Source organism: Streptosporangium roseum DSM 43021, assembly GCF_000024865.1.
GTDB classification, from domain to species: Bacteria; Actinomycetota; Actinomycetes; order Streptosporangiales; family Streptosporangiaceae; genus Streptosporangium; species Streptosporangium roseum.
Genome location: NC_013595.1, coordinates 5,300,893 through 5,323,123 on the forward strand (window position 1 = coordinate 5,300,893; position 22,231 = coordinate 5,323,123).

Genomic DNA, 22,231 nt, shown 5'->3' on the forward strand with positions numbered 1-22,231 from the left:
GCTAGCTCCAGATCGAGACGTGCACCGGCGGGCGGAAGCGGCTGCGCGGGATGCCGTTGTCCGGGGTGCGCATGAGCTGGGGTTGACTGACCTGGGGGAACCCCGCTAACGCCGGATTCCGTTCCTAATCTCTCTGACCCCCGAGAACATGGCGATGCGGAATGAACGCTGAGGTGGAGGGCGGGGGGACCGTCCTTCTGGGAAGCGCTGGCGAGTGCCTCAGGAACGGCTCTTGGCCCGGTTCGCCGCGGGTTTCTGACCAGGACGTTTGTTGGGGCGGTAGCTCGGGCCGTCCATGAAGATCCGGTAGCTGGTGTTGATCAGCCGGTCCAGGAGGGACTCGCCGACCACCGGGTTGGGAAACAGCTTGTACCACTCCTCCGGGGCCCGGTTGGAGGTGAGGATCATCGACTTGCCGGAGCGTTCGGAGACCAGTTCATAGAGGTCGTCGGCTTGGGCGGCGGTGAGTTCTCGCATGCCCCAGTCATCCAGGATGAGCAGGGCGGGTTTGGTCAGTTCGGACAGGCGTTTGCGCCAGCTCTGGTCGGCGTGCCCGCCTGCCAGGTGAGCCAGCGCGCGGGAGGTTTTGATGAAGCGGACGTCCATGCCCTGGCGGATGACGAGTTGGCCCAGCGACTGGGCGATGTGTGACTTTCCGACCCCAACCGGGCCATACAAGATCACGGACTCTCCGGCGTGCAACCAGCGCAGCGCTCCCAGATCGCGTAGCTGAGCGGCGGGCAACTTGGGTGAGGCGGCGAAGTCGAAGCCTTCCATGGTGACCGGCTCGTCGAAGCGGGCGCGACGCTCTCGACGCTCCATCGCGGCCGATTCCCGGCGGGAGATCTCGTCCTCACACAACACCTGCAGGAATTCGATGTGTCCTAGGTCGCCGGCGCGGGCTTGGCTGAGCCGGGTGTCGAGGGTGTCGAGCATGCCGCCGAGTCGCAGCGTGCGGAGAGCCTTGTCCAGCGCGCCTCGTCGCGAGTCAGGAGACCGGGATGTCCCAGGCGTCCAGGGCGACCGCGTCGTGGTTGAACAGCTCTTGCGGGCCGCGCAGGAACGCGCCCGCGCCGCCGTCACCGGCATGGCGGGCGGCCTGGTCGCCCTGATCGGTTTCGGCGGCCAAGATTCCCTTGATGGTGCGGTGGGAGGGGTCGCCCACGGCCAGCGCCTTGGCGCAGGCGGCTTCCAGCCGTTCGGGGTTGTGTTTGTCGGCCATCGCCAGCACCCCTTGGGCTGAGCACAGGTAGTAGAGCGCGTTGTCGGCCAGGAGTTCGTCGATCACCGCCAGGCAGGCCGGTCCGATCTGTTCGGCCTGCCTGCGGCACCAGTCGGGGGTGCGCATGTTGAAGGCGATCTTCTCCGGCGGGTAGTCGGCCAGATCGGTCTGCTTGCCGCGGGGCTTGCGCACATGGGTCTTGACCAGGTCGCCGTCGTAGAAGAACTGCACCAGGTTCACCGTCATCCGCACCGACAGGTGCTTGCCGACGTACTTCCACGGCACCGAATACAGCACCTTGTCCACACTGCAGTGGATGTCGGGACCGACTTTCGCCCGAAACCATCGACACAGTTCGAAGGGATGGCGGGGCAGGGGCCGCAGGGTGGGCTGTTCGACCGTGCAAAAGACGGTCAGCGGGGCGGCGCCCTCCAAAGGACGGCACTGGCGCTGCCCGGCGACCTGTTCGCACCAGCGCAGCGCCGCGGCCTCCATGTCCGCCACCGAGGCGAAGCTGTCTTCTCGTCCGCGCCAGAAGCTGTCACGGATGTAGGGCATGGGCCGTTCAATCCGCGCCTTATCGCGGGGTTTGCCGCTGCGGGCCGGGTCGATGAGGAGCTGGTAGTGCGCGCCGAGTTCGCCGTACGACTTGTTGATCTTCGGGTCGTAGAGGTCGGGGCGATCCACTCCGGTCTTCAAGTTGTCCGGGACGATCCGCGCAGGCACACCCTTGAAGAATTCGAACGCTTCCACGTGAGCTTGGCACCATGCGTGCTGGTCCATCGTGATGACCGGCTTGACGAACAGGTGACGGCTGGCACACAGCACCAGGGCGAACGCCCACACCTGGTGTTTACGGCCGGTGGCCGGATCGACCCACGCCCCCAATCGCCCGTAATCCACCTGGGCTTCCTGGCCGGGCTGGGCCGGTTCCAGCCGCAGCACCACCACCCGCGAGCGGGAGACCTCTTCTGGCACATTGCGTGAACCCACCGTCGCATCGCGGAGATCGAGCAGGTCAGGCCGCGTTCGTCGCGCAGCCGCTGGTGGACGGTGGTGATCGTGACGCCGCGTTCGATCTGCTCGGTGATGTGGTCGCGGTGTTGTTCGATCAGCGGCCAAGTCGTCCGGCGCAGCTTGGTGTCACGCAGGGCGGGAAACCACAGGTGGATCCACTCGGCCCATTCCTCCGCGGTAAGGGGTTCGTCGCTTGGCGTGATGCCCTCGGCGATCGCCGGAGCCAAGTACCTGGCCACGGTGTTACGTGACACGCCCAGGCTGTTGGCGATCTCTCTGACGGAACGGCCGGCATGCCAGTGCATCAGGATCTCTGCGATGTCGACCACGTGGAACGCCTTCCGCGCCATGATCGCCCTCTCTTCGGCGAGCCCTTGATGGACTACCAAAAGGATCATGGACAGGACTGACCAAGTCCAGACGACACGCACACGTCCTGACCTGGCTCAATTACGCGATCGAGGCTCCCCTGCCCGGCTCAAATCAGTGAAGTCGATCATGCTCTTCCGGCTCAATAACGTGATCGCCGACACCTGACCAGCCGATCCCGCTCGACATCGGAGCCCGAGCGGTCCCAGTCGCCGCGGTTCCTCCGGGGCGCCGCGAGCATGCGACTGGAGTTTTCGCAGCTCAGGAGCTATCGCGAGCACTGTAGCGGATGCAACAGGTGGGGTGCACGGAGCTACTCGTCTGAACTCGATGTTCCACTGCCGGACGTCGTCGGCCAGGCTCTCGATCGCCTCGTCGAGCCGCTGCCGCAGCAGCCCGGGGCGGAGGGCTTCGACCTCGACGGCGGTGTGCGGGTCGATGCCTTCGCGCAGGCACTCCTCGCGGATTCATGCCGTGCAGCGCTAGGAGCTGTTTGGGGTTTGGATCTAGGTGAGGTCCGGTGGTGAGCCGGCCGCGGCTGATAGAACTCGGATGTGGCGCGCTTTGATGTGACGGATGCCGAGTGGGCGTTGATCGAACCGTATCTGCCGGTAGCAGCCACCGGGCCGCTGCCGCGGCGGGTGCGTGATCAGTTCAACGGAATCCTGTGGCGCTTTCGCACCGGATCCGGCTGGCGTGATGTCCCGGAACGCTATGGGCCGTGGTCCACGCTCTACTCCCGGTTCAACGGCTGGGCCAAAGCCGGGGTGTTCCAGACTCTGATGGACGCGCTGATCGCCGAGGCCGCCTCGCGCGGGCAGGTCGGGTTGGAGCTGGTCAGCGTGGACTCAACAATCGTGCGGGCGCATCAGGAGTCGGCCGGACTGGCGGTCGCCGGGGAGAGTCTGGATGCGCTGGAGCAGGCGCTGACCGAGGAAAAGGGGGCTCCGCTTGCACAGCAGCCGCCGGTGCTGCGGGTGATGCGCCGCAGGTCGCACCCGGCGCGGACGCGTCGCCCGCGCCGAATCGTGCTGCCACGCGGCGTCGCCGCGAGGCCCGGGCCAAGGCTGCCGGGCTTGGCCGATCCCGAGGCGGACTGAGCAGCAAGGTCCATGCCGCGGTTGACGCCGCCGGGCTACCGCTGGCTTTCGTGCTCACGCCCGGCCAAGCCGCCGACTGCCCGCGGTTCATCACCGTCTTGGACAAGATTCGCATCCCCGGTCCGATCGGCCGGCCCCGCACCCGGCCGGGTGCGGTCGCCGCGGACAAGGCGTACTCGTCCCGCGCCAACCGCTCCTACCTGAGGAAACGCCGCGTCAAGGCAGTCATCCCAGAAAAGAAGGACCAGGCCGCCAACCGCAAGAAGAAAGGCAGCCGGGGCGGCCGACCCATCAGCCACGACACCGATCTCTACAAGGAGCGCAACACCGTTGAACGCTGCTTCCAGAAGATCAAGACATGGCGTGGTCTGGCGACCCGCTATGACAAAGCCCCGGAAAGCTACGAGGCTGGACTCTACCTTCGAGGGTCGGTCATGTGGCTGAAGCTCCTCACTTCAGCCACATGATCCGAACCCCAAACAGCTCCTAGCGTCGGGTCCCATGATCGTATGGCTCAACGGCACCCACGGCGCAGGCAAGACGACGACCAGTGCACTCGTGCAGCAACTGATCCCGGATTCACGGGTGTTCGACGCCGAGAAGGTCGGCGAGACACTCATGGACATCACGCCAGGGCTGCCCGCGACGGACAACTTCCAGCACTGGCCACCGTGGCGGCCACTCGTAGTCGAGACCGCCCGCCGCGTACTCGACTACACCGGCGGCACCCTGGTGATGCCCATGACTGTCCTGGTCGAGCAGTACTGGCGCGAGATCAGCACGGGCCTCGCCCAACATGCCATCCCAATACGGCACTTCGTCCTCCACGCTGACCAGGACACCCTCCGCAGGCGCATCGAGGGGGACGCTCTTCTTGGCCCCTCCCCCTTCCGCCTCAAATACCTTGAGCCCTACGCCGAGGCGGCCCGCATGTGGCTGCACGGCGAAGCCGAGATCGTCGACACCACGCACCTCACGCCTGCCCAGGCCGCCCTGCAGATCGCAGAGGCCGTTAAGAGTTGAGGCCCGCGCGGGGAGCGCTCAGTCACAGGCACACCCTCCGCAGGCTCCCGGCCGTGCGGCGGCTGGGAGCCAGTGCCCGCGCGTTTCAGGTGGTCACGGGCTGCTTGATGAGTCGGGGTGGCGGTTGAACTGGGCCATCAGCTCGCGGTTCGCGGCGCGGGCGACGGCAAGGTCGTCGTCGCGTTCTTGGAGTTTCAGCTCCAGGTCGATGACCTGCTGTTCGAGGGTGGTGATCCGGGCCTTGAGCTGCTCGGTGTCCTCGGGGCCGCCGATGCCGGACTCGCGCCAGACCTGCTCGCCCGGGGCCTCACTGAGGCGGCCTTCGAGGCGGCGGACTTGGGTGACGAGCTCGACCGCCTCACGCAGGCGTACTTCCTTGACGCGCTCTGGCGACGTCGGATATTCCAAGTTGATGACCTGTCCGCCTATCCGCAGGACCACCTCGTCCTGACGGATCTGCTCGATGGCGGACAGTCCGGTGCCGTGGATCGGGGAGGGCTTGTCCTGGGCGCGCGGTGTCAGCCGGCTTTCAGTCGCGTAGGTCGTACTTCATTGTGGATGCTCTCCTTCAATGGGCGTGCCCTCACTCGGAGGTCGCCGGCTGACCTCGGCGGCATAGGCCATCCAGTCGCCGGTGGAGGCCCGTTGCCAGGCGATGGCCACCGTGATGTGGATGCCGAGCATTCGGGCCGGAACGGCGGCGGGCAGGTCGGTCGCGAGGTGGAACAGGGCGGTGGAGCGGGCCTGGCTAGAGTGGATGCCGAGCTCGTCCGCGTCGGCCCACGCCACCGGGACGTGAATCACCCGCGTGGGGTCCACCAGATCAGGCCCGCGCCCCGCCCGGCGGGAAGCCGCCAGGTGTGACGACAGTTTCCGGTACGCCCAGGGCTGGTTCGGGATCAGACCTTCCGAACAGAGGCGTTAATGCAGCTGGCGGCGTGTGACGGCGGTCTCGTACTCCGCGGCGACTTGCCGGGCCCGCTCGACCACCTCCGCCCACACGATGGCCATGGGGTACATGTACCCGAAACCGCTGGCCTCGATGACCGGCGCTGCCCGTCGTGGCCCTCCGCCCGGGTCGGCGTCATCAGGGAAAAAGTAGCTCTACTCAGAACCTTTACCGGGGTTTCGCAGTCAAAGCAGAACATGATGAAGACGATGATCGGGGCCTCGCTCCTCGCCGGCTCGCTGCTGGTCTCCGGTGCTACCGCAGCGGACGCCCAGACGAAGCCGGCGCTGGGTCCCTACGGATACGGCGCCGTCAAGCTCGGCATGACCGTCAAGCAGGCCAAGACGACGGGGGATGTCGTCAAGAAGATGCCGGGCAACGGCGGCTGCTCCGGCTGGGACCTGAAGAAGTTCCCGACCCCCAAGGACTCGGTTGGCATCTACATCTCGCCGAACGTGGGACTGGCCGCCATCTTCGCCGCGAAGGGCATGACAACCCCGGAAGGCATCAAGATCGGCTCCACCGTCAAGCAGGTGAAGGCGGCTTACCCGCACATCAAGAAAGACGTCCACGGCTTTTATGTGATCACGGTCCCCCGCAACAAGCAGGCTTACTACACCTTCGGCGTCACGCACGGCAAGGTCACCCAGTACGGCATCGCGCTCAACAAGCAGGACTGTTTCAACTAGTGGAGCAAGTCTCCTGAATCAGGTCCTTCGCTCGGGCTGGCGCGATGGGGCGCAAGGTAGACCCGTTTCCCTAGGTCAAGCGCCGCGGAAGCATCTGTCGAGTTCCTTCACCAAGTCGAGGGCATCCGGGATCATGAAGCATGCTCCCGGATGCCTGGCACCTCACCGAAGACGTCGACGACTTCCTCGCCCGAGCCGGAGACTTCCTGCGCTCGCGCCCCGCCCTGCACAACACGCCGCTGACGAACATCGAGAAACTGCGAACACGCAGGGCGGCCGGACATGGCGCCGAAGCCACCGTCTTCGGCCGACTGGAGTCAGGAGGCGAGGTCCGCGCCATCTTTCACCGCACTCCGCGCGGCTTCCTGAGCGTCACCCCGCTCTCTGCCAAGCAGGCCAGCACCCTCGCCGCTCACCTGGCCGGCATCGGCCACTCCCCCTCCGGCGTCATCGCGGACCACGACACCGCCACCGCTTTCGCCGAGACATGGCAGCGGCACATGGGCGCAGCGCCGGCACCGTTCTGGCGAACCCATCTTTACCGTCTCGGCACACTCACCCCACCGCAGCCGCGCCCCGAGGGCCGGGTCCGCCTCGCGGGCGAGAAGGACCACGAGCAGGTCGTGCACTGGTGCCGTGAGTTCTGCGTCGATGTCGGAGAGACCGTCTCCATAGACGCCATCGACGCCGACTCCTGGACCGACACGCGTTTCGCGGACAAGTACTTCACCTTCTGGGAGGCCCCGGACGGCACTCCCGTCTCCCTGGCGGGCTCGACGTCTATGGTCGGCGGCATGATCCGGGTGGACCCCGTCTACACCCCGGCCCACCTCCGGGGCCACGGCTACGCAGGCGCCGTGACGGTCGAGGTGAGCAGGGCCGCGCTGAACGCGGGCGCGACGGACGTCGTCCTGTTCGCGGACCCGACCAACCCCACCAGCAACGCCCTCTACCAGCGCATCGGATACGTCCACGTCGCCGACTTCACCGGGTACAAATTCTCCTATGACGCACCAGAGGCCGGGTAGGAACATGACCGGCGCACAACGCACCTGCCACCACGGGGTCGAGGAACGTACGGACAGCCAATGGCGCTGAGAACGATCTTGTGATGTCGCCCCTGCTCGACCGAGGTCCCCCTCGACGCCGTACCGCCTCCCGCAAGTTCTCGTCGGGGTTCGCAGCCTCAACAGACCGGGGTTTCGGCGACAGGCCACCGTGCGGTACGCGAGGCCGGAATGGCACGGGAACCAGCGCTGAGACGGTGGCCTGCGGTGATGCGGTTCCAGCGATCGGACAGGGCAGATGTTCTGTCTGGTCACCCCTCCAGCACTGAGACTCCAAGATCGTTCTCAGCGCTAACAGCTGTCCGCAAGTTCCTCATCCCCGAGGTCGGCGCCCGCGGGCGTGGCTGATCACGATTGGTCATCGCTGACGGCCATCACGGCGTGGAGGTCACGCGGACCGATCAGCCTGGCAGGCATGAGGTTGTGGCCAGGTTTTCCCCGGTTCGTGCTCGCGGTGCTGGGCGTGGTCTTGGTCGCGGGCCTGGGGTGGGTGCTGGGCCCGGGTGCGGCGTAGGTGCTGGCACATTTGATGGGGTGCGCGGGCCGGCCGGTAAGGATCTGGCGGCGGCGCTGGACGCGGTGCGCGGGCGGGCACTGGCTAGTTCCCGCAAGCTAGCGCCGCTGGATCTGTGCCCTGGCCGACCGTGAGGCCGCGCGCGCCCGCGCGTAAGGCCCCTCCTGAAACGCCCTAAACTCCCGGCGTACGGTAATACGGGGCCAGCCGGTGTGTGTGCTCGTCAGAATTCGATGGCGGCGCCAGCGACAAACGCCGTCCGGGACATTAGGAGACGCCCATGGGAGCGAACCGTGTCGGCCGTACGATCCTCGCGCTGCTTATCATTACGGTCCTGGGCGGATGCACCATCGAGCAGGGCGATGACGCCTACTTCCACATCGAGAACCTCACCAAGGAGCGCGTCGCGCTGACCTGGCGTGCGGATCAGACGGACCCCAGCCCGCAGCCGTTCAAAACCTTGGAGCCCGGTGAGAACACTCAGCGCGGGTTAGCCCAGGAGTGCGAGGAGAGCGAGTCTCTCATCGCGGTCACGCCGAGCGGCCGGACCTACGCCTATGGTCCCCCGGTCTGCCTCGGCGACGTGTGGAGCATCGGCGCCAGGTAGGGGGCCCGGTAGTAACTGCCGAAAATCCATCGGATATCGCTGACCAGTGTCGACGCGGAGGACCCGGGCGAGGTCAGCGGCATCCTTGACCTGGCCCGCCGTATCCACCAACCGGCACACCCCTGCGGCGCCCTCGCATCAGAACAGGTCAGCGATATCCGCCTGATTTTCGGCGACCACTACGGGGACCCCAACCAGGCGGCTGACCGCGCGTCGAGGGAAACCGGGATCTCACCAATCCGGGTGCGGATCGATCTGGCTCGATGCGGTGGCCGCCCGGCGAACTGGGCGAACGGTTACCGGTCGGCGGACCGCACCGTCTGGGTGAGCTGAACGCCCTCATCTGCTCGGGCGACCGGACCTCCGGCGCGGCCCTGAGCAGATTCGCCGCGTAGGGCCGTCACAAACGAGGGAGGCCGTCTTGTCTTTGCTGTGGACAGTTCCTGTCCGACAGGAGCGAACTTTCTCACCTCGAAAGGGCGAGGAAGATTCCGCCCCCGCCGCTCCACAAAAAGCAAGAGAAGGGCACGATGAAACTCAAGAGCTTGGCCCGCGCCGCCGCTGTCGCGGCGATGGTGGCCGTCGCCGGCACGACTCTCCCCGCGCACCCTGCCGCAGCCGCCACCACCCTCACGTGGTACAACAGCCAGGGTCAGTTCGACAACGATCCGGCCAACGGTGCCCAGGCCTGGGTCTGGGTCTGGACCGTCAATCCCAGCGGAGCCAAGATCGAGTGGCAGTTCTATGACGGCACCGGCGGATCGCTCAGCGTCGGGGCGGGTGCCAGCACGAGTGCGAGCCTGGCCAAGGACGTCTGGAGAATCAGGGTCTGCGAAGTGACTCCTGGGTGGGGCTACCCCTGCTCGGACTGGAAGAGCTGATCCGGCCGGGCCGACACGGCTGACCGGTGACAACGCTGTCCTGGCTGGGACGCATGCTCAGAGCGTCAGCCCCGGTCAGGGCAGTTGCGCGGGCCGCAGCGGCGGCCATGGCTATCGGTCGCGTGCTCATTGATCTGCAAGTCGGTGGCGTTGCCCAGAAGGTCATCCAACACGTAGTGCGCCTCCCGCGCAGTGATGGACAGCACCTGCTCGCCTCGCTACAGCGCACCAAAGCCGGCCACTGCACCATCACCCTGGAGCCGGGCATCAACGCGCTGGAATCGGTCCCGCAAGCGACGCTGGAGCAGTCGGCCGACTGGAAGGGCGAGATCTACGCCAGCGTCGTCGATGCCTCCACTGTCACGGTGCTGACCGGAGTCAACGGCGCCGCCGCCGAGCCGCCGAGCACGCGGCCGAGGCGGCGACGTCGACGGGGTGATCTTCCACTCCGATCGCGGCGGCGAGTACACCGCTGCCCGGTCCCAGGCTGCCTGCCGCCACTGAGGTGTGGTGCAGTCGATGGGCCGGGACGGCTGCGCGCTGGACAACGCTCCGGCCGAATCGTTCAACGCCACGCTCAAGGTCGAGCTCACCCACCGGTATCGCTCACCGGTATCGCTTCGCCCCCGCGCCGAGGCCCGGCTGAAGATCGCGACCTGGATCGCCGGTTTCTACAACACCCACCGTCGTCACAGCAGCGCTGACGGGCTACCACCGATCATCTGCGAACAGCGGATCACGGCCGTCAGGGCGGCCATCAGGGTGAGGCTTCAGCAGCCTATCGCCGCATAGAAAGTCTCCACGATTTCAGGGGATTGCCAAAGGTTCATTGTGTCGGTCGGCGCTGCGAGCATGACGAAATGATCGCGACCCCTGGTGACTATGCCTGGTTCTCCTACGAGCGCTTCCCCGACCTGGCGGACGCCTACTGCTTCACCTACGTCCGCGGCCTGACACCCGAGCAACTGATGGCCCGGCTCGGTGGCCGGCCGGAGGATTTCACGCCCATGACGCTTGAGGAGCTGATCGAGACCAGCTACAGGCACAGCTACAACACCGCTTTCCTCGGCGCCACGACCATCGGCGACTGGGTGTTCGTCGTCGAGCCCAACGGCGGGCTCGGCATCGATGAAGCAAACATCGCTTCGTTGTCGGCAGGAACCCGCCTCGTCTCCCACTTCCGCGACGTCGAAGGCATCGAGTACTTCTACTGGAGCGACGATGGAGAGATCCGGTTCTGCTTCATCGCTGACGAAGGTTGCTCGGAAGAGGTGCCGGAGGAGGTCATGGAGAGCATGCGGCGGATCGACGCCGACTACAGACACCTCTACCCCAGCGACGGGCCGGCGTTCCTCCTGGCCGAGCATCTCACCGGCATCACGCTGACACCGGAGCTGCTGGAGGGGTCCACCTACCTGTGCGGAGTCATCCCCGAACCGAGGTGAGCAGGATCCATCGTCTGTGACCCCCTCGGGCCAGTCGCAGCCGGTGGATCACGCCGCTGCAAGCTCCCGCAAGACTCACTGGGGGCACCGTTCTGCACGGACCCGCTATATACCAAGCCACCAGGATGAAAAAGCTTCAGTGAACGGCATGATCAACCTGGATGCCGGGCCCAAGCCGGAGATGGTCACCACCTACCAGGCCGGCGATTCGGACATGGTGTTCGGGATCTTCTCGATGCTCGGTCACCGGTTCGCGCCCCGCTTCGCCGATCTGGGCGACCAGCGGTTCTGGCGCGCCGACCTGCCTGACGGTAGCACCGGCGAGTATGGGCTGTTGGAGGCGATCGCCCGGCAGAAGGTGAACCCGAGCAAGATCACCACGCAGTGGCCGGACATGGTCCGCGTCGCCGGGTCGCTGGTCACCAACCAGGTCCGGACCTACGACCTGCTGCGCATGTTCGCCTGCAACGGGCGTCCGACCCCACTCGGGTTCGCCCGCAATGGCCGTCCGACCCCACTCGGGTTCGCCCGTAACGGGCGTCCGACCCTACTCGGGCAGGCGTTCGCCGAGTACGGCCGGATCGACAAGATACTGCACCTGCTGTCGGTGCTGGACCCGATCGACAATACCTACCGCCGCACTCTCGGCCGCCGGCTGTCCATCCAGGAGTCCCGCCACCGGCTCGCCCGCAAGATCTGCCACGGCAACGGCGGGAAGATCCGCCAGGCCTACCGGGAAGGGCAGGAGGGCCGGCTCGCCGCCCTCGGATCGGTCGTGAGCGCCGTGGTTTTGTGGAATTCGACGCACTTGTCGGCGATCGTCGGCCACCTGCGCGCCCAGGGCTGGAAGTCGGCCTCCGAGGGCGCCTCGATCACCGATGAGGACGTGGCCCGGCTGTCCCCGCTCGGCCACGCCCACCCCAACTGCCTGGGCCGCTACGCCATCACCGCCTCCGACCCCAGCCAGGGACTGCGGCCGTTGCGCTCATCCACCTGCGGCCACGATGACGGGGAGGAAGACTGCCCCAGCCCCTCCGGAACGGCCAGCGCCTGCTCCGTGCTGGATAGTGCTGGACACGTCGATCACGCGGAATCGTGTCGGTACTGCTGCGTACAACGGAATCATGGACACCTTCGATGTGCTCGTGACGGCTCGTTCCAACGGCGACCCGAAGTCCGAGCAGTTCGACCGGCAAGTGGCGATGATCAGACCCATGATGATCCGGGATCCGGCCACCACGATCCGGCACAACCGGCTGAGCGGCTCGCGCGCCGAGCACCTCAGCAACATCATCAACACCCCGTTCGAGGCCGCACGCGTGTACGGGACCGCGATCACGGGTGCGGGTGGAGCCGCGGGTGAGGCCGCGGCGCCTGGCTGACAGGCACCGCCTGCCGGGGCCTGGCTTGAGGTGAGCCGGCAAGGCAGATGGGTTCCCGCCCAGGACGCCGCGACTGGCCGGCTTTGTGGAAACCCTCAATGCGCTGTCGCTGAGCGGCTGTCCAGAGTTCATGGCCATGGATATGGCGTGGGTCGCGGTACGAGGCATGGTCGGGCTGGTGCTCGGGGCGGTGATGGCCCTGGTCGAGCTGGTGTGGGTCGTCATCGCGGTGCCGCTGCTTGCCGTACCGGTGAGCCGCCGCTGGTCGATCCGTGGCACCCGGCGGCTGGCCGCGACCGATCGGATCCGGGTCAATCGCTGTCTGGGCGGTGCCATCGCTCCTGGTCTGGCCGGGGGCGCGCGTTGGCGTATGTGGCGATGCGCGCCATCGTGGGCGGGCTCGGTGGCGCGGCGCTGGTGCTGGTCGGGATCTGGGTGGCGGTGAGCTGGCGGGCGCTGTCCGGCGGTACGGGCGAACGCGCCGAAATGAGCTGGTATGACCCGATCACCTGGACGACGTTCGTGGTGCTCGTCGTCTTCTTGGCGGTGCAGGCCCTGATCGGCCTGGCGACCCTGGAGCGGCGGCTGGCGGTATGGGGCCTGGTGCCCAGTGGCAAGGAGGTGTTGCGGCGCAGGGTCGAGCAGTTGTCGCGGACGCGGGCGGAGGTGCTGGAGGCGGTCGACGACGAGCGGCGGCGTATCGAGCGGGACGTGCACGACGGGGTACAGCAGCGGCTGGTGGCGCTGGGCATGTTGCTCGGCCGCGCCCAGCGCCTCGACGATTCCGGCGCTGCCGCCTCGCTGTTCCGGCAGGCGCAGGAGGAATCCCGTCGCGCCCTGGAGGAGCTGCGGGAGGTGGCCTGGCGGATCTACCCGGTGGCCCTGGACGACGGCGGGCTGCCGGCTGCGCTGGAGTCGCTGGTCGACCGCTCGAGTGTGCCGATCGTCCTCGACTACGACGTACCGGTGCGGCCATGCTCCAGGCCGCGGCCGCCGGGATCGCCGCCACCGAAAGCAGCGATCCCGCCCATCAGCGCCTGGCCCGGATGCACGCCTTCTACGAGTTCCTGCTTGGCGAGATCCCCAGTCTGCTGGACCGCTGGCACCAACAGTCCAACTGATCCCGCCCCGCTCCGGCCCCCTCCAGCGTTCATGTACGTAAGCCAACGGTGGTCGCGGCCGAGCCGGGTACCCCTCCCACGCTTCAGTGCGCGACTCGCGTACGTGGGGTGCCACCGGAATACGGCAGAAACGGGCCGCAGGCTGAGGTGAGTGCCGGCCAGTATCGATCGCGACAGCGTCGGGCAGTGCGGATCTCGGGGGCGGCGACTTCGTCGGCGAGCAGGGTTGTCAGTTCGGAGCGGCGGCCTGCTCCAAGGGGCAGGGGCTGAATCTGGCTACGCGGCCCTGACGGTGTTCGCGCGGATTCCGTCGATCAGGGAGCCCAGGCCGCGGTGGAACGCGTCGTCCCAGTCGTTGTCGCTGGGATGCCCGTGCGCGGCCAGCGTCGGATACGCGTCGCGCTGCGCCCTCAGGATTTGTCAGCGGCGTCGCGGATGGTCGACTCGTCCTTTCCGCGCCATGACACCTGGCTGACCGTGGCCCCGATCACAAAGTGCGACAGTCCGTAGGCAGCGACGGTCAGCGGCGCGTCCTTCAGCCCGGCGCGTTGCAGCGTCGCGTGCAGGAATTCGGTCCGCGCCGACGTTCGCCCCCAGCATCGGACGACCCATCAGCGTCGCGCTCCACGCCCACGAGCTGTTCTGCCGTCTGGTCATCTTGGGCGCCGTTGGTCTGTCAGGCATGTGAGGCAAGTAGGCGTTGGAGAACCTGCCTCACTGATATCCAGGGGTTGTAAGGCATGTCGGCCATGTCAGGTGCGCGGGCCGAGTTCGAGGAGATGCCGGGGTCTCTCGGCCCGACCAGCCCGGCATCCGACGCTGATCGGATCGTGCGAGCGATCATGATCGTGTTCGACCTTTGATCGTTTCGCGTCGAACGAGGAGTTGCGAGCTCACGGCCGACCCGACAGCGATGAGGGCGACGATGCTGATCAAGGCCAGCGACACCGTCGCGGACTCTCGCCCGGAGAGCTCCATCGCGTTCCGGAAGATCTCGCCGGCGCCGTGGAAGGCGAAAGCGGTCGCGCCACAGCCGAAGACCAGCCCGGCGACACCGACGACAGCAGTGACGATCTTGCCGACTTTTACTGGCAGGAAGCGCGCGAGACTGGCGCACACCAAGCCGGCCAGAACGACATCGGCAACGGCGACGCTGACCATGGCGCTGCCCATGTGGTCCTCGAATTCCCCCCACGTTTCGCCGGCATCGGGGAGTCCGGCGACGCCGAGCGCCGTCATGACCGCCATTGCCAGCATGGCCACCATCGGCGCGGCTACAACGACCGGCTGCCGCTTCTTCGGCAAGGCCGGCAGGATCTTGGTGTCGCGCCGCACGCGGACCGTGGTTGCGGGCTGCTCACCCGCAATGTCACCTGCCATGGCCAGTGCTTCTTCGACCGTCGGCCTACGGTCTGGGTCCTTGTCCAGTAGCCGGGTGATGAGCTGCGTGAGCGGGCCGGTTCGCTGCGGCGCCGGGGCCTCCTCCAGTAGCACTGCGGCCAACGTCGCTTCCTGGGTATCGCGGCGGAACGGTGAGACGCCCTCAACGACCTGGTAAAGGGTCACGCCGAGGGAGAACAGATCCCCGGCGGGAAGGCCGTCGCTGCCACGCAACCGCTCGGGCGCCGTGTACTCCGCCGAGCCGATGAACATCCCGGTAGCAGTCAGTGCGGTGTCGGTGGAGTGGATTGCCGTCCCGAAGTCGGTGAGCAGGACCTTCCCGTTCTCGGCGAGCATGACGTTGGCCGGTTTGATGTCGCGGTGCACGACACCTTCCCGGTGTGCTGCGCCGATCGCCGTCAGCAGTGCCACGGCGACTTCGACGGCCCTGCCCACCGGAAGAGGTCCGTGCTGCTTGACGTGCTCGTCCAGCGAGCAGCCGTCGACCAGCTCCATGACGATCCAGGGAAGGCCGTCGTCGATGACGACGTCGTGGATCGCGACGATGCCGTCGTGCTTGCGCAACCGGGCGGCATTGCGGGCCTCGCGCGTGGCCCGTGCCAGCCGCTCGGCTCGTGCGGTTTCCGGCATCCCCGGCGGCAGTTGCAGTTCCTTGATCGCAACGTCCACGTCGAGGGTCTCGTCGCGAGCCCGCCAGACCCGCCCGAAACCACCGGACCCCAGCTCGGCGGCAAGCCGGTAGCGCCCGCCAACCACATCACCGGCCAGCCTCGAAGTCATGCACCGTCTCCCGCCATCGCGCTTGGCATGAACAGTTGATCAGGGTACAAGCCCCCATCATCGGTGCATGCCCGTTTGTTTCACCTGGTGCGCAATACGAAGGCGGCGGTCATCGCGCGCTATCTACAGGTGGTGACCCCCGGCTGATCCGCTTCACTCGACCGAGCATGCCCGGCGAGACGGCGCACGTCACGACCTTGTCACCTCTTGAACGCGCCTGACGTACCAGACAAGATCATCGAACGTTGGCCTGCGGAAAGAGGACAACAACCCAAGATAACTACGGCGGCCCGAGCCGGGTTCCGGGTGTTCATGGCCTGGGCCCGTCAGGCAGGCACCGGCTGGTGTTCTCGCGGCGGACTGGCGTGGTGGTGAACCGGCCCTCGGTATGGCCTGACCGATGATTTTTCCGCGCCGTGCTGGTCTGTACGCCGAGTACCGACTCACAGGAGGCTGACGCCATGCGGAAACTGACCTTCGGCATGAACCTGAGCCTGGACGGCTACGTCGCCGCGCCCGGCGACGACCTCGGCTGGAGCGTGCCGAGCGACGAGCTGTTCCACACACGGGCCGGGCTGATCGACGAGTACGTGCTGGTCACCGCACCGGTCTTGCTGGGCAGCGGCACGCCGTTCTTTACGGCCCTGGACAACTGGGTGAACCTGACCCTGATGGAGACCCGGACGTTCCCCGACGGCGTACTCCTGACCAGGTACGAGACCAGGCGCTGAGTACCCAACCTCGGATCGGCCCGTGCTTCGGGTCACCCAAGGATCTCGTGGCGCTGTGTTCCGAGGCGATCGTGATACCCGCCCCGGATCACAGGCCGTGTATGTAAGAGCTTCACACCCGGCGCACCCAGATGCCGATCACTCACATGCCTTACATGGCTGACTGAGCCTCAAGCCGCTGACCTGCGAGTTCCATCAACCACCCCAGATAACTGGGACCTCCGGCGAGGGGCGCAGGAACCCGATCTGGCCGGCCATGATCACCTGGTGGTCGGGCACCAGAGCATCGGCCACCTCCAGCAGGGTCGCGGCGCAGAAGTTGGTACCCGGCAGCAGTAGCACGCCCGGCCCCTGCCCGGCGGTGACCACCGTCGTGGCCCCCGAACCGGTCTCCAGGGTGTGCGTTCGGTGCCGGGGCGCCCAGGAACCCAGCCGGTCCCGACACCAGGTACGGACCTGCCGCTCGCCGGCGGGTGAGGTGTAGATGGTCAAGGAGGTCACGGGAGAGCCTTTCCGCGCAGGAACATCAGGTCCAAGCGCCGACCAGGCTTCCGCATACGTTCAGCAGATCATCGAAACGGCGGCCGGAGCGGGAGGCGAAGGCCATCGAGGTGAGGGACCTTCGGCCTTCAGCATCCGCGTCTGACCGGGGCTGCCTTGCGGAACGCGTCTGCCTTGACGACGGCGGGAACTACCAGGGCGGAGGAAGTGTCGTCGGCGTGCGGGTGGGACTGAGCTGCAGGCAGCCTGTCGCACGGGTCAGGCTCGCGGAGCCTTGCGCCTTTGGGTCAGCTGGGCCGGCGTTCTTGCAACACGTCGGTGACCGGTCGCCGGATGCCCTCGCTGTCGTCGGAGGTGTAGCCCAGACGCATGATCATCTGAGGGTGCCGGCCCGACAGCAGTTCCTCCCGCAAAAACTCCCGCAGATGGACCGTCTCCAGCGCCTGGGTGTGGAAGGCCGCGTGCACGTCGTAGGCGGAGGCCTGCAGCAGGACACGCTGCAACGCCTGACCCGCCGTGATCCAGTCCTCACGGGCATCGGCCGGCGTGGTCAGCACCGCCACCGTCCCGGTGGAGGCGGCGAAGAACTGATCGGCGTCACTGCCCCAGGGATGACCGTGGGCGTAGTCGCGCTGGGCGAAGTGCGGAGAGGTCCGCCGGGGCTCGCGGGGGTAGCCCTGCGCCGGGACCCCGTCCCCGCGGGAGCTGCCCGGCGGCTGGGCCCAGCTGATCATCTCCAGGGTCAGCAGCCGGTCCTGGGACTGCACGTCCTGGGCGGCGCAGGTGAGCGCGGCGAGCACCCGGACGGCGGCCTCGGAACGGACCGGCGTCAGCCGCGCCCCCTCGGCCTGCGCCTGGGCCACCAGCGCCTCGATGAGACGCTCCGGCACGGGCAGGTCGGTGAAGCCGGCACGGTGGGTGCGGCGGCGTTCGATCTCGGCGTGCAGCAGCCGGGTGTGCTCGTCGGCGACGACGGCCTCCCCCATCCGCACGGTCGCCAGCAGGGCGGGACGGTCGGGGTCGGGCAGCACCCTCACCCGCGGCTCCCAGCCGAGCGCGCTCAGCGTGAGCCGTACGTTCATCAGGGCGGCGCCGCAGCTGATCAGCATCTCGCGGCCCGCGGCGTCGCCGAGCCGTAGTTTCCTGTCGCTGTCGGCCCGCAGGGCGATCTCCTCGCCGTCGACGGCGAAGGACCAGGGCTGGGTGTTGTGCACCGACGGCGCCCACACGGCGGCCTGGACCGCCGCGCGGATCGCCGAGGTGATCTCCTCGGTGGTGCGAGCGCTCATGATTTCGCCTCCGTCACAGAAGGGGCGGGGTGGGGGTCAGGTCGTCGGATCGGTAGGCCAGGCGGTTTTCCACGTCGAGGACACCGTCGATCCCGTGGACGGCCGCGGCCAGGCGGGAGATCTGCGAGCGGAAACCGACGTGACCCGTCAGCGTGACCACACCCGCCGCTACGTCGACCGTCAGGTGCTCCCGGTCGACGTAGAGGCGATTGCAGATCTCGGTGATCTCGCCGTCGATCTCCTCGGCCGGGCGGGTGAAGACCTTCAGCAGATCGCTCTGGTGCACGGTTCCGACGAGACGTCCGGTGGCCGGCTCGATCACGGGAAGCTGCTTGATCCGGTAGCGGTGCATCAGCCGCGCCGCGTCCCGGACGACGGTGTCCTTCGTGACCGTGATCGCGGGGCTGGTCATCATCTCCCGGGCCGTGATGCCTGCGGCTTTGTGGTGCTCCTGGCGTCTGCGACGGCTGTCGAAGACACTGCCCGCAGAGGTGGAGTCGGTCTCCTTGAGCAGCAGGTCATCGTCGGAGACCATGCCGATGGGGTGGTCATCGGCGTCGATGACGGTGAGCGCACCGACCTTGAAACGCCGCATGGCCTCGACGATCTCGGTGAAAGGCGCCTCCGGTCGTACCGCGACCGCTCTGGTGCCCATGACATCTGAGACCTTCATGATTGACCTCCTCAAAGACCCTCAGTCACGACGATCCCGCAGTGATGTCGAGAGCGTCAGCGGCGAAAGTCCCCCTCACATAGGACTTATGTCTGTTTTCTCCCTAATAGTCTGCTTTCATTCTGCCGCCGAGTTGGCAGCCAGGGAGAAGTAGGCCTCCTCCTCCTGGTCGAAGTGGAGGACCAGGACGGCGTGCAGACCGTAGAGGCAGGCCCGCAGGTCGTCCATTTGCTCCGCGCGCACCCCGTCGGTCTCGGTGAGGGCAAGGTGATTTCCCACACGCCGCACGAGGCGTTCGATCTCGGCGTGCGCCCTGCTCATGGTCATCGTGGCCTCGAGACTGCCCAGCACCTGCCCCATCGCCGGATACAGCCGCTGTTCCTCGGCCCGCTCATGGGGCAGCAGGCGTTCGGTGAGGAAACTGTGGACCTCTCGCAGCCGGTCCAGGGACGCCGCAGAGGGAGTTTCGCCCAGTTCGTCAGCTGTCTCGCGGATCAGTTCCAGGGGCGGTCGCAGTGAGGAGTGCTCCGTCTCGAATCGGCGTAGCAGGGCCTCGGTGGCGGGGTCGACCACCGTCCGAGTTCCCCGCACGGGGCGCAGCGCCCGTAGCGCGTTGACGATCACCGTTATGTCGATGGCTTCCTGCAGGAGGGCGCCGACCGCAGGCACCAGTGCTCCGGCTGCGGCGGCCGCCATGGCCAGCAGTGACAGCGCCATCCCCATGGCCGCGCTCTGTACGGCGATGCGGCGGGAGCGGCGGGCGACGTCCATGGCGTCAGCGAGCCGGTCCAGGCGGTCAGTGGTGAGCACTACGTCGGCTGCCTGGGTGGAGGCGGCCGAGCCCCGGGCGCCCATCGCCACCCCGACGTCGGCCGCCGCCAGGGCCGGGGCGTCGTTGATCCCGTCGCCTACCATCACGGTCACCGCCCTGGCCGCCTCCTGCCGTACCGCCCGGACCTTGGCGGCGGGGGTCTGTTCAGCCAGCACCTGGTCGACGCCGAGGACGATGCCCACGCTTTCGGCGACTTCGGCCCGGTCCCCAGTGAGCATGACCATCCGCTCGATCCCGGCGCTGCGCAGCCGTCTCAGAGTCCGCGCGGCATCGGCCCGTATGGCGTCGCGGAGCAGGATCACTCCGCTGGCCTGGCCATCCACCGTCACCCAGACGGTCATGGCGCCGTCCAACGCGGCCCGCGCCCGCTGGGCCCGCTCCCATTCCGAGCGAGAGGGGGCCGTGGCCTTGCCGACCTCTATCCGGTGCCCCTCCACCACCCCCGTGGTCCCGGTGCCGGGCTTCTCCCGGACCTCAGCCGGTTGCGGCAGCACGGCCCGGTGCACGCGGGCGGCGTCGACGATCGCAGCGGCGAGCACGTGAGAGGACATCTGGTCCACCGCGGCGGCCAGGCGCAGCACATCATCGGCGCGGGCGCCGGGGGCGGCCACGACGTCGACCACCTGCGGCCGTCCGGAGGTCAGCGTGCCGGTCTTGTCCAGGATGAGCGTGCGGGCCTGGCCCAGTCTCTCCAAGGCTCCGCCGCCCTTCACCACCACCCCGTGTCGCGCCGTGCGAGACAGTCCGGAGGCGATGGCCGCGGGTGCGGCGAGCAACAGCGGGCAAGGGGTGGCGACGACCAGCACGGCAACGGCCCGCACCGGCTCGCCGGACAGCAGCCAGGCGGCGGCCGCCAGCAGGAGCGTGGCCGGCAGGAACCAGGCGGCGAACCGGTCGGCGAGCCGTACGACGGGGGCGCTGCCGGTTTCGGTCTGCCGCGCCAGCGCCACCACTGCCGCATAGGTGCTGTCCGCCGCGGTCCGGGTGGCCCGCAGGCCGAAGGCGGCACCGGCGTTCACCACACCGCTGCGCACGCCCTCGCCCACGGCGTGCTCCACCGGTATCGACTCCCCCGTCAGCGCAGACTCGTCCAGCAACGCGAGATCGCCCGTCACCAGCCCGTCGACGGGGACGATCTCCCCGCTGGGGATCAATAGCAGGTCACCGGGGCACACCTGCTCGACCGGCACAAGGCGAGGCACCCCGTCCTCATAGCGCCGGGCCGAATGCGGCGCGCGTTCATACAGGGCGTTCAGGTCACTCCTGGCCCGGTGCAGGGCGTAGTCCTCCAGCGCCCGGCCGGTCGCGAGCATCACGCCGATCAACGCTCCGGCGAGATACTCCCGTACGGCGAGCGCCCCGGCAAGGGCGAGCACGGCGATGGCGTCCACGCCCAACCGGCCGCTGCGCAGCGCCGAGATCACCCATCCGGTCGCGGGCACCAGAGCCGCGACGGTGACCACCGTCCACACGATGTCGCCGGCCGCCTCCGCACCGGCCAGGTGAAGCATGAGTCCGGCCAGTAATCCGGTCACAGTGACCAGGAGAAGGGCGATGGTGGCGAACCGTCTCATGTTCTCGGCCTCTTGCGGCGTCCTGAGTCGTCCATGGGTCGGGAGGTCCGCTTTGATCAGGACATCCGGCCCGTGGGCGACTCGGCGGTCAGGATCGGACCACCGCCACGGGGCAGTGGGCGTGGTGCAGCACGCCACGGCTGACGGAGCCCAGCAATATCGAGCCGACCGCGCCCCTCCCCCGTGAGCCCACGACAACCAGGTCGGCTCTGGTGGCGGCGTTGGTGAGAGCGTCGACGGGGTCCGCGCTGTGGACGGCCTCGACCACTTCCACTTCGGGGAACCTCTCCTGCCAGGCCGCGAGCCGCTCCTGGACCACCCGGTGCTGTGCCTGGCGGATCTCGTCCATGTCGTAGGAGATCTCAGGCGCGAAGGCGTGCACCGGCAACTGCCAGGCATGGACGGCGCGCAGGGCGCAGCCGCGCAGCCTGGCCTGCTCGAAGGCATAGGCCAGCGCGGGCTCGCACTGCGGGGAGTCGTCGACGCCGACGACGACCTCACGGTGCACTTCCTCCCCGCCGGGACGGACGACGACCACCGGGCCGTGGGCATGGCCGGCCACGTGTGTGCTCACCGACCCGAGCAGTGCTCCAGCGAAGCCGCCCAGGCCTCTGCTGCCGAGCACGACCGCGCTGGCGCCCGCAGCCTGCTCGCACAGGGTCCTGGTCAGGTTTCCCTCGATCAGTTCGGTGCTCACCTCGACGGACGGCTGGCGCCTTCGCGCCGTCTGCTCGGCCTCGGCCAATACTTTCCACCCGTTCATGACCATCGTGTCGGGCCGCGCAGGGGCGGCGAACCGGTGAATGTCATAGGGGCCGCGCTCCACGACATGCACGATCCGCAGCGCCGACCGCCTGCGGAAGGCATCGTCAGCGGCCCATCTCACCGCTCTGTCCGCATCGGCCGAGCCGTCCACCGCGACGACGATCGGCGAGGAGCCCTCGTGCGCGTCCGGACCGACCGGCTGGCTGGTGTCGTTGGAGAACATGTTCTTCTCCCCACGTAGGGTTCCTGTCCGTTCAAGCGTCGGACGTGGGCATCGGGAAATCCCAGAGGCGCTGGAC

Annotated in this window: 21 protein-coding genes and 2 pseudogenes; 12 read left to right on the forward strand and 11 right to left on the reverse strand. The window is 67.6% G+C overall.

Features of this window, described 5'->3' with window-relative positions:
- Positions 1 to 219: 219 nt before the first annotated feature.
- Positions 220 to 1,089: an IS21-like element helper ATPase IstB gene (gene istB, locus SROS_RS23185; protein WP_179949552.1), complete on the reverse strand. Its 870-nt coding sequence runs from the start codon at positions 1,087 to 1,089 to the stop codon at positions 220 to 222.
- A pseudogene (gene istA / locus SROS_RS23190) lies at positions 989 to 2,568 on the reverse strand (IS21 family transposase). The gene istB and the pseudogene istA overlap by 101 nt, the downstream one beginning before the upstream one ends.
- A gap of 594 nt (positions 2,569 to 3,162) precedes the next feature.
- Here istA and SROS_RS47710 point away from each other — a divergent pair.
- Positions 3,163 to 4,175 (forward strand): annotated as a pseudogene (locus tag SROS_RS47710) (IS5 family transposase).
- A 34-nt stretch (positions 4,176 to 4,209) separates the two neighbouring features.
- Positions 4,210 to 4,731, forward strand: a complete 522-nt coding sequence (locus tag SROS_RS23205) for an AAA family ATPase (protein WP_012891348.1) — start codon at positions 4,210 to 4,212, stop codon at positions 4,729 to 4,731.
- A gap of 93 nt (positions 4,732 to 4,824) precedes the next feature.
- On the opposite strand, the gene SROS_RS23210 is transcribed toward SROS_RS23205, so the two are convergent.
- Complete coding sequence (locus SROS_RS23210; RefSeq protein ID WP_148269169.1) at positions 4,825 to 5,139, reverse strand: hypothetical protein; 315 nt, start codon at positions 5,137 to 5,139, stop codon at positions 4,825 to 4,827.
- A gap of 141 nt (positions 5,140 to 5,280) precedes the next feature.
- Positions 5,281 to 5,535 (reverse strand): hypothetical protein, encoded by a 255-nt coding sequence (locus SROS_RS23215; RefSeq protein WP_012891350.1) that lies wholly within the window; start codon positions 5,533 to 5,535, stop codon positions 5,281 to 5,283.
- Between the two features lie 345 nt (positions 5,536 to 5,880).
- Here SROS_RS23215 and SROS_RS23220 point away from each other — a divergent pair, with 345 nt between their 5' ends.
- The 4 genes from SROS_RS23220 to SROS_RS23235 all read left to right on the forward strand — a co-directional run bounded on the left by SROS_RS23220 (position 5,881) and on the right by SROS_RS23235 (position 9,438).
- Complete coding sequence (locus SROS_RS23220) at positions 5,881 to 6,369, forward strand: hypothetical protein (RefSeq protein ID WP_148269170.1); 489 nt, start codon at positions 5,881 to 5,883, stop codon at positions 6,367 to 6,369.
- A gap of 140 nt (positions 6,370 to 6,509) precedes the next feature.
- Positions 6,510 to 7,397, forward strand: a complete 888-nt coding sequence (locus SROS_RS53125) for a GNAT family N-acetyltransferase (RefSeq protein WP_012891353.1) — start codon at positions 6,510 to 6,512, stop codon at positions 7,395 to 7,397.
- A gap of 833 nt (positions 7,398 to 8,230) precedes the next feature.
- On the forward strand, positions 8,231 to 8,557 hold the full coding sequence (locus tag SROS_RS23230; protein WP_012891354.1) for a hypothetical protein: 327 nt from the start codon (positions 8,231 to 8,233) through the stop codon (positions 8,555 to 8,557).
- A gap of 530 nt (positions 8,558 to 9,087) precedes the next feature.
- Positions 9,088 to 9,438: a hypothetical protein gene (locus tag SROS_RS23235; RefSeq protein WP_012891357.1), complete on the forward strand. Its 351-nt coding sequence runs from the start codon at positions 9,088 to 9,090 to the stop codon at positions 9,436 to 9,438.
- A 65-nt stretch (positions 9,439 to 9,503) separates the two neighbouring features.
- On the opposite strand, the gene SROS_RS49805 is transcribed toward SROS_RS23235, so the two are convergent.
- Positions 9,504 to 9,644 (reverse strand): Tn3 family transposase, encoded by a 141-nt coding sequence (locus tag SROS_RS49805; protein WP_148269171.1) that lies wholly within the window; start codon positions 9,642 to 9,644, stop codon positions 9,504 to 9,506.
- 313 nt (positions 9,645 to 9,957) lie between these two features.
- Between SROS_RS49805 and SROS_RS46155 the strand changes: the two genes are divergently transcribed.
- The 5 genes from SROS_RS46155 to SROS_RS23255 all read left to right on the forward strand — a co-directional run bounded on the left by SROS_RS46155 (position 9,958) and on the right by SROS_RS23255 (position 13,537).
- Positions 9,958 to 10,230 (forward strand): integrase core domain-containing protein, encoded by a 273-nt coding sequence (locus tag SROS_RS46155; RefSeq protein ID WP_245564762.1) that lies wholly within the window; start codon positions 9,958 to 9,960, stop codon positions 10,228 to 10,230.
- A 68-nt stretch (positions 10,231 to 10,298) separates the two neighbouring features.
- Positions 10,299 to 10,883, forward strand: coding sequence for a DUF6461 domain-containing protein (locus SROS_RS23245; protein WP_012891358.1), 585 nt, complete (start codon positions 10,299 to 10,301; stop codon positions 10,881 to 10,883).
- A gap of 139 nt (positions 10,884 to 11,022) precedes the next feature.
- Positions 11,023 to 12,246 carry a Tn3 family transposase gene (locus SROS_RS23250; RefSeq protein ID WP_043652743.1) on the forward strand — a complete coding sequence of 408 codons (1,224 nt, stop codon included), beginning with the start codon at positions 11,023 to 11,025 and terminating at the stop codon, positions 12,244 to 12,246.
- A gap of 155 nt (positions 12,247 to 12,401) precedes the next feature.
- A complete protein-coding gene (locus SROS_RS49810; RefSeq protein ID WP_148269172.1) occupies positions 12,402 to 12,710 on the forward strand; it encodes a hypothetical protein in 309 nt (102 codons plus the stop codon).
- Positions 12,644 to 13,537, forward strand: a complete 894-nt coding sequence (locus SROS_RS23255; RefSeq protein ID WP_052317024.1) for a sensor histidine kinase — start codon at positions 12,644 to 12,646, stop codon at positions 13,535 to 13,537. The genes SROS_RS49810 and SROS_RS23255 overlap by 67 nt, the downstream gene beginning before the upstream one ends.
- 689 nt (positions 13,538 to 14,226) lie before the next feature.
- Here SROS_RS23255 and SROS_RS46160 read toward each other — a convergent pair.
- Entirely contained in the window at positions 14,227 to 15,567 is a 1,341-nt protein-coding gene (locus SROS_RS46160; protein ID WP_012891359.1) for a serine/threonine-protein kinase, read from the reverse strand.
- Positions 15,568 to 16,028: 461 nt separating this feature from the next.
- On the opposite strand from SROS_RS46160, the gene SROS_RS23265 reads away from it, so the two are divergent.
- Positions 16,029 to 16,298: a dihydrofolate reductase family protein gene (locus SROS_RS23265; protein ID WP_012891360.1), complete on the forward strand. Its 270-nt coding sequence runs from the start codon at positions 16,029 to 16,031 to the stop codon at positions 16,296 to 16,298.
- 195 nt (positions 16,299 to 16,493) lie between these two features.
- Here SROS_RS23265 and SROS_RS23270 read toward each other — a convergent pair whose 3' ends face one another.
- The 5 genes from SROS_RS23270 to SROS_RS23290 all read right to left on the reverse strand — a co-directional run bounded on the left by SROS_RS23270 (position 16,494) and on the right by SROS_RS23290 (position 22,155).
- Positions 16,494 to 16,799 (reverse strand): vWA domain-containing protein, encoded by a 306-nt coding sequence (locus SROS_RS23270; protein WP_012891361.1) that lies wholly within the window; start codon positions 16,797 to 16,799, stop codon positions 16,494 to 16,496.
- A gap of 287 nt (positions 16,800 to 17,086) precedes the next feature.
- The gene (locus SROS_RS23275) at positions 17,087 to 18,088 is read right to left on the reverse strand and encodes an Acg family FMN-binding oxidoreductase (protein ID WP_012891362.1); all 1,002 of its coding nucleotides are present in this window, start codon (positions 18,086 to 18,088) and stop codon (positions 17,087 to 17,089) included.
- A 13-nt stretch (positions 18,089 to 18,101) separates the two neighbouring features.
- On the reverse strand, positions 18,102 to 18,761 hold the full coding sequence (locus tag SROS_RS23280; RefSeq protein ID WP_012891363.1) for a CBS domain-containing protein: 660 nt from the start codon (positions 18,759 to 18,761) through the stop codon (positions 18,102 to 18,104).
- Between the two features lie 117 nt (positions 18,762 to 18,878).
- Positions 18,879 to 21,167: a heavy metal translocating P-type ATPase gene (locus SROS_RS23285; protein ID WP_012891364.1), complete on the reverse strand. Its 2,289-nt coding sequence runs from the start codon at positions 21,165 to 21,167 to the stop codon at positions 18,879 to 18,881.
- Between the two features lie 88 nt (positions 21,168 to 21,255).
- Positions 21,256 to 22,155 carry a universal stress protein gene (locus SROS_RS23290; protein ID WP_012891365.1) on the reverse strand — a complete coding sequence of 300 codons (900 nt, stop codon included), beginning with the start codon at positions 22,153 to 22,155 and terminating at the stop codon, positions 21,256 to 21,258.
- Positions 22,156 to 22,231: the final 76 nt, after the last annotated feature.

What these genes read in the sequence shown, in the direction of transcription:
- SROS_RS23280 (WP_012891363.1), bottom strand. Translation starts at nt 18,761, where the DNA reads ATGAAGGTCTCAGATGTCATGGGCACCAGAGCGGTCGCGGTACGACCG.
- SROS_RS23275 (WP_012891362.1), bottom strand. Translation starts at nt 18,088, where the DNA reads ATGAGCGCTCGCACCACCGAGGAGATCACCTCGGCGATCCGCGCGGCG.
- SROS_RS46160 (WP_012891359.1), bottom strand. Translation starts at nt 15,567, where the DNA reads ATGACTTCGAGGCTGGCCGGTGATGTGGTTGGCGGGCGCTACCGGCTT.
- SROS_RS49810 (WP_148269172.1), top strand. Translation starts at nt 12,402, where the DNA reads ATGGATATGGCGTGGGTCGCGGTACGAGGCATGGTCGGGCTGGTGCTC.
- SROS_RS23235 (WP_012891357.1), top strand. Translation starts at nt 9,088, where the DNA reads ATGAAACTCAAGAGCTTGGCCCGCGCCGCCGCTGTCGCGGCGATGGTG.
- SROS_RS23290 (WP_012891365.1), bottom strand. Translation starts at nt 22,155, where the DNA reads ATGTTCTCCAACGACACCAGCCAGCCGGTCGGTCCGGACGCGCACGAG.
- SROS_RS23255 (WP_052317024.1), top strand. Translation starts at nt 12,644, where the DNA reads ATGCGCGCCATCGTGGGCGGGCTCGGTGGCGCGGCGCTGGTGCTGGTC.
- SROS_RS23265 (WP_012891360.1), top strand. Translation starts at nt 16,029, where the DNA reads ATGCGGAAACTGACCTTCGGCATGAACCTGAGCCTGGACGGCTACGTC.
- istB (WP_179949552.1), bottom strand. Translation starts at nt 1,089, where the DNA reads ATGCCGGTGACGGCGGCGCGGGCGCGTTCCTGCGCGGCCCGCAAGAGC.
- SROS_RS23230 (WP_012891354.1), top strand. Translation starts at nt 8,231, where the DNA reads ATGGGAGCGAACCGTGTCGGCCGTACGATCCTCGCGCTGCTTATCATT.
- SROS_RS23285 (WP_012891364.1), bottom strand. Translation starts at nt 21,167, where the DNA reads ATGAGACGGTTCGCCACCATCGCCCTTCTCCTGGTCACTGTGACCGGA.
- SROS_RS23245 (WP_012891358.1), top strand. Translation starts at nt 10,299, where the DNA reads ATGATCGCGACCCCTGGTGACTATGCCTGGTTCTCCTACGAGCGCTTC.
- SROS_RS46155 (WP_245564762.1), top strand. Translation starts at nt 9,958, where the DNA reads ATGGGCCGGGACGGCTGCGCGCTGGACAACGCTCCGGCCGAATCGTTC.
- SROS_RS23220 (WP_148269170.1), top strand. Translation starts at nt 5,881, where the DNA reads ATGAAGACGATGATCGGGGCCTCGCTCCTCGCCGGCTCGCTGCTGGTC.
- SROS_RS53125 (WP_012891353.1), top strand. Translation starts at nt 6,510, where the DNA reads ATGCTCCCGGATGCCTGGCACCTCACCGAAGACGTCGACGACTTCCTC.
- SROS_RS23205 (WP_012891348.1), top strand. Translation starts at nt 4,210, where the DNA reads ATGATCGTATGGCTCAACGGCACCCACGGCGCAGGCAAGACGACGACC.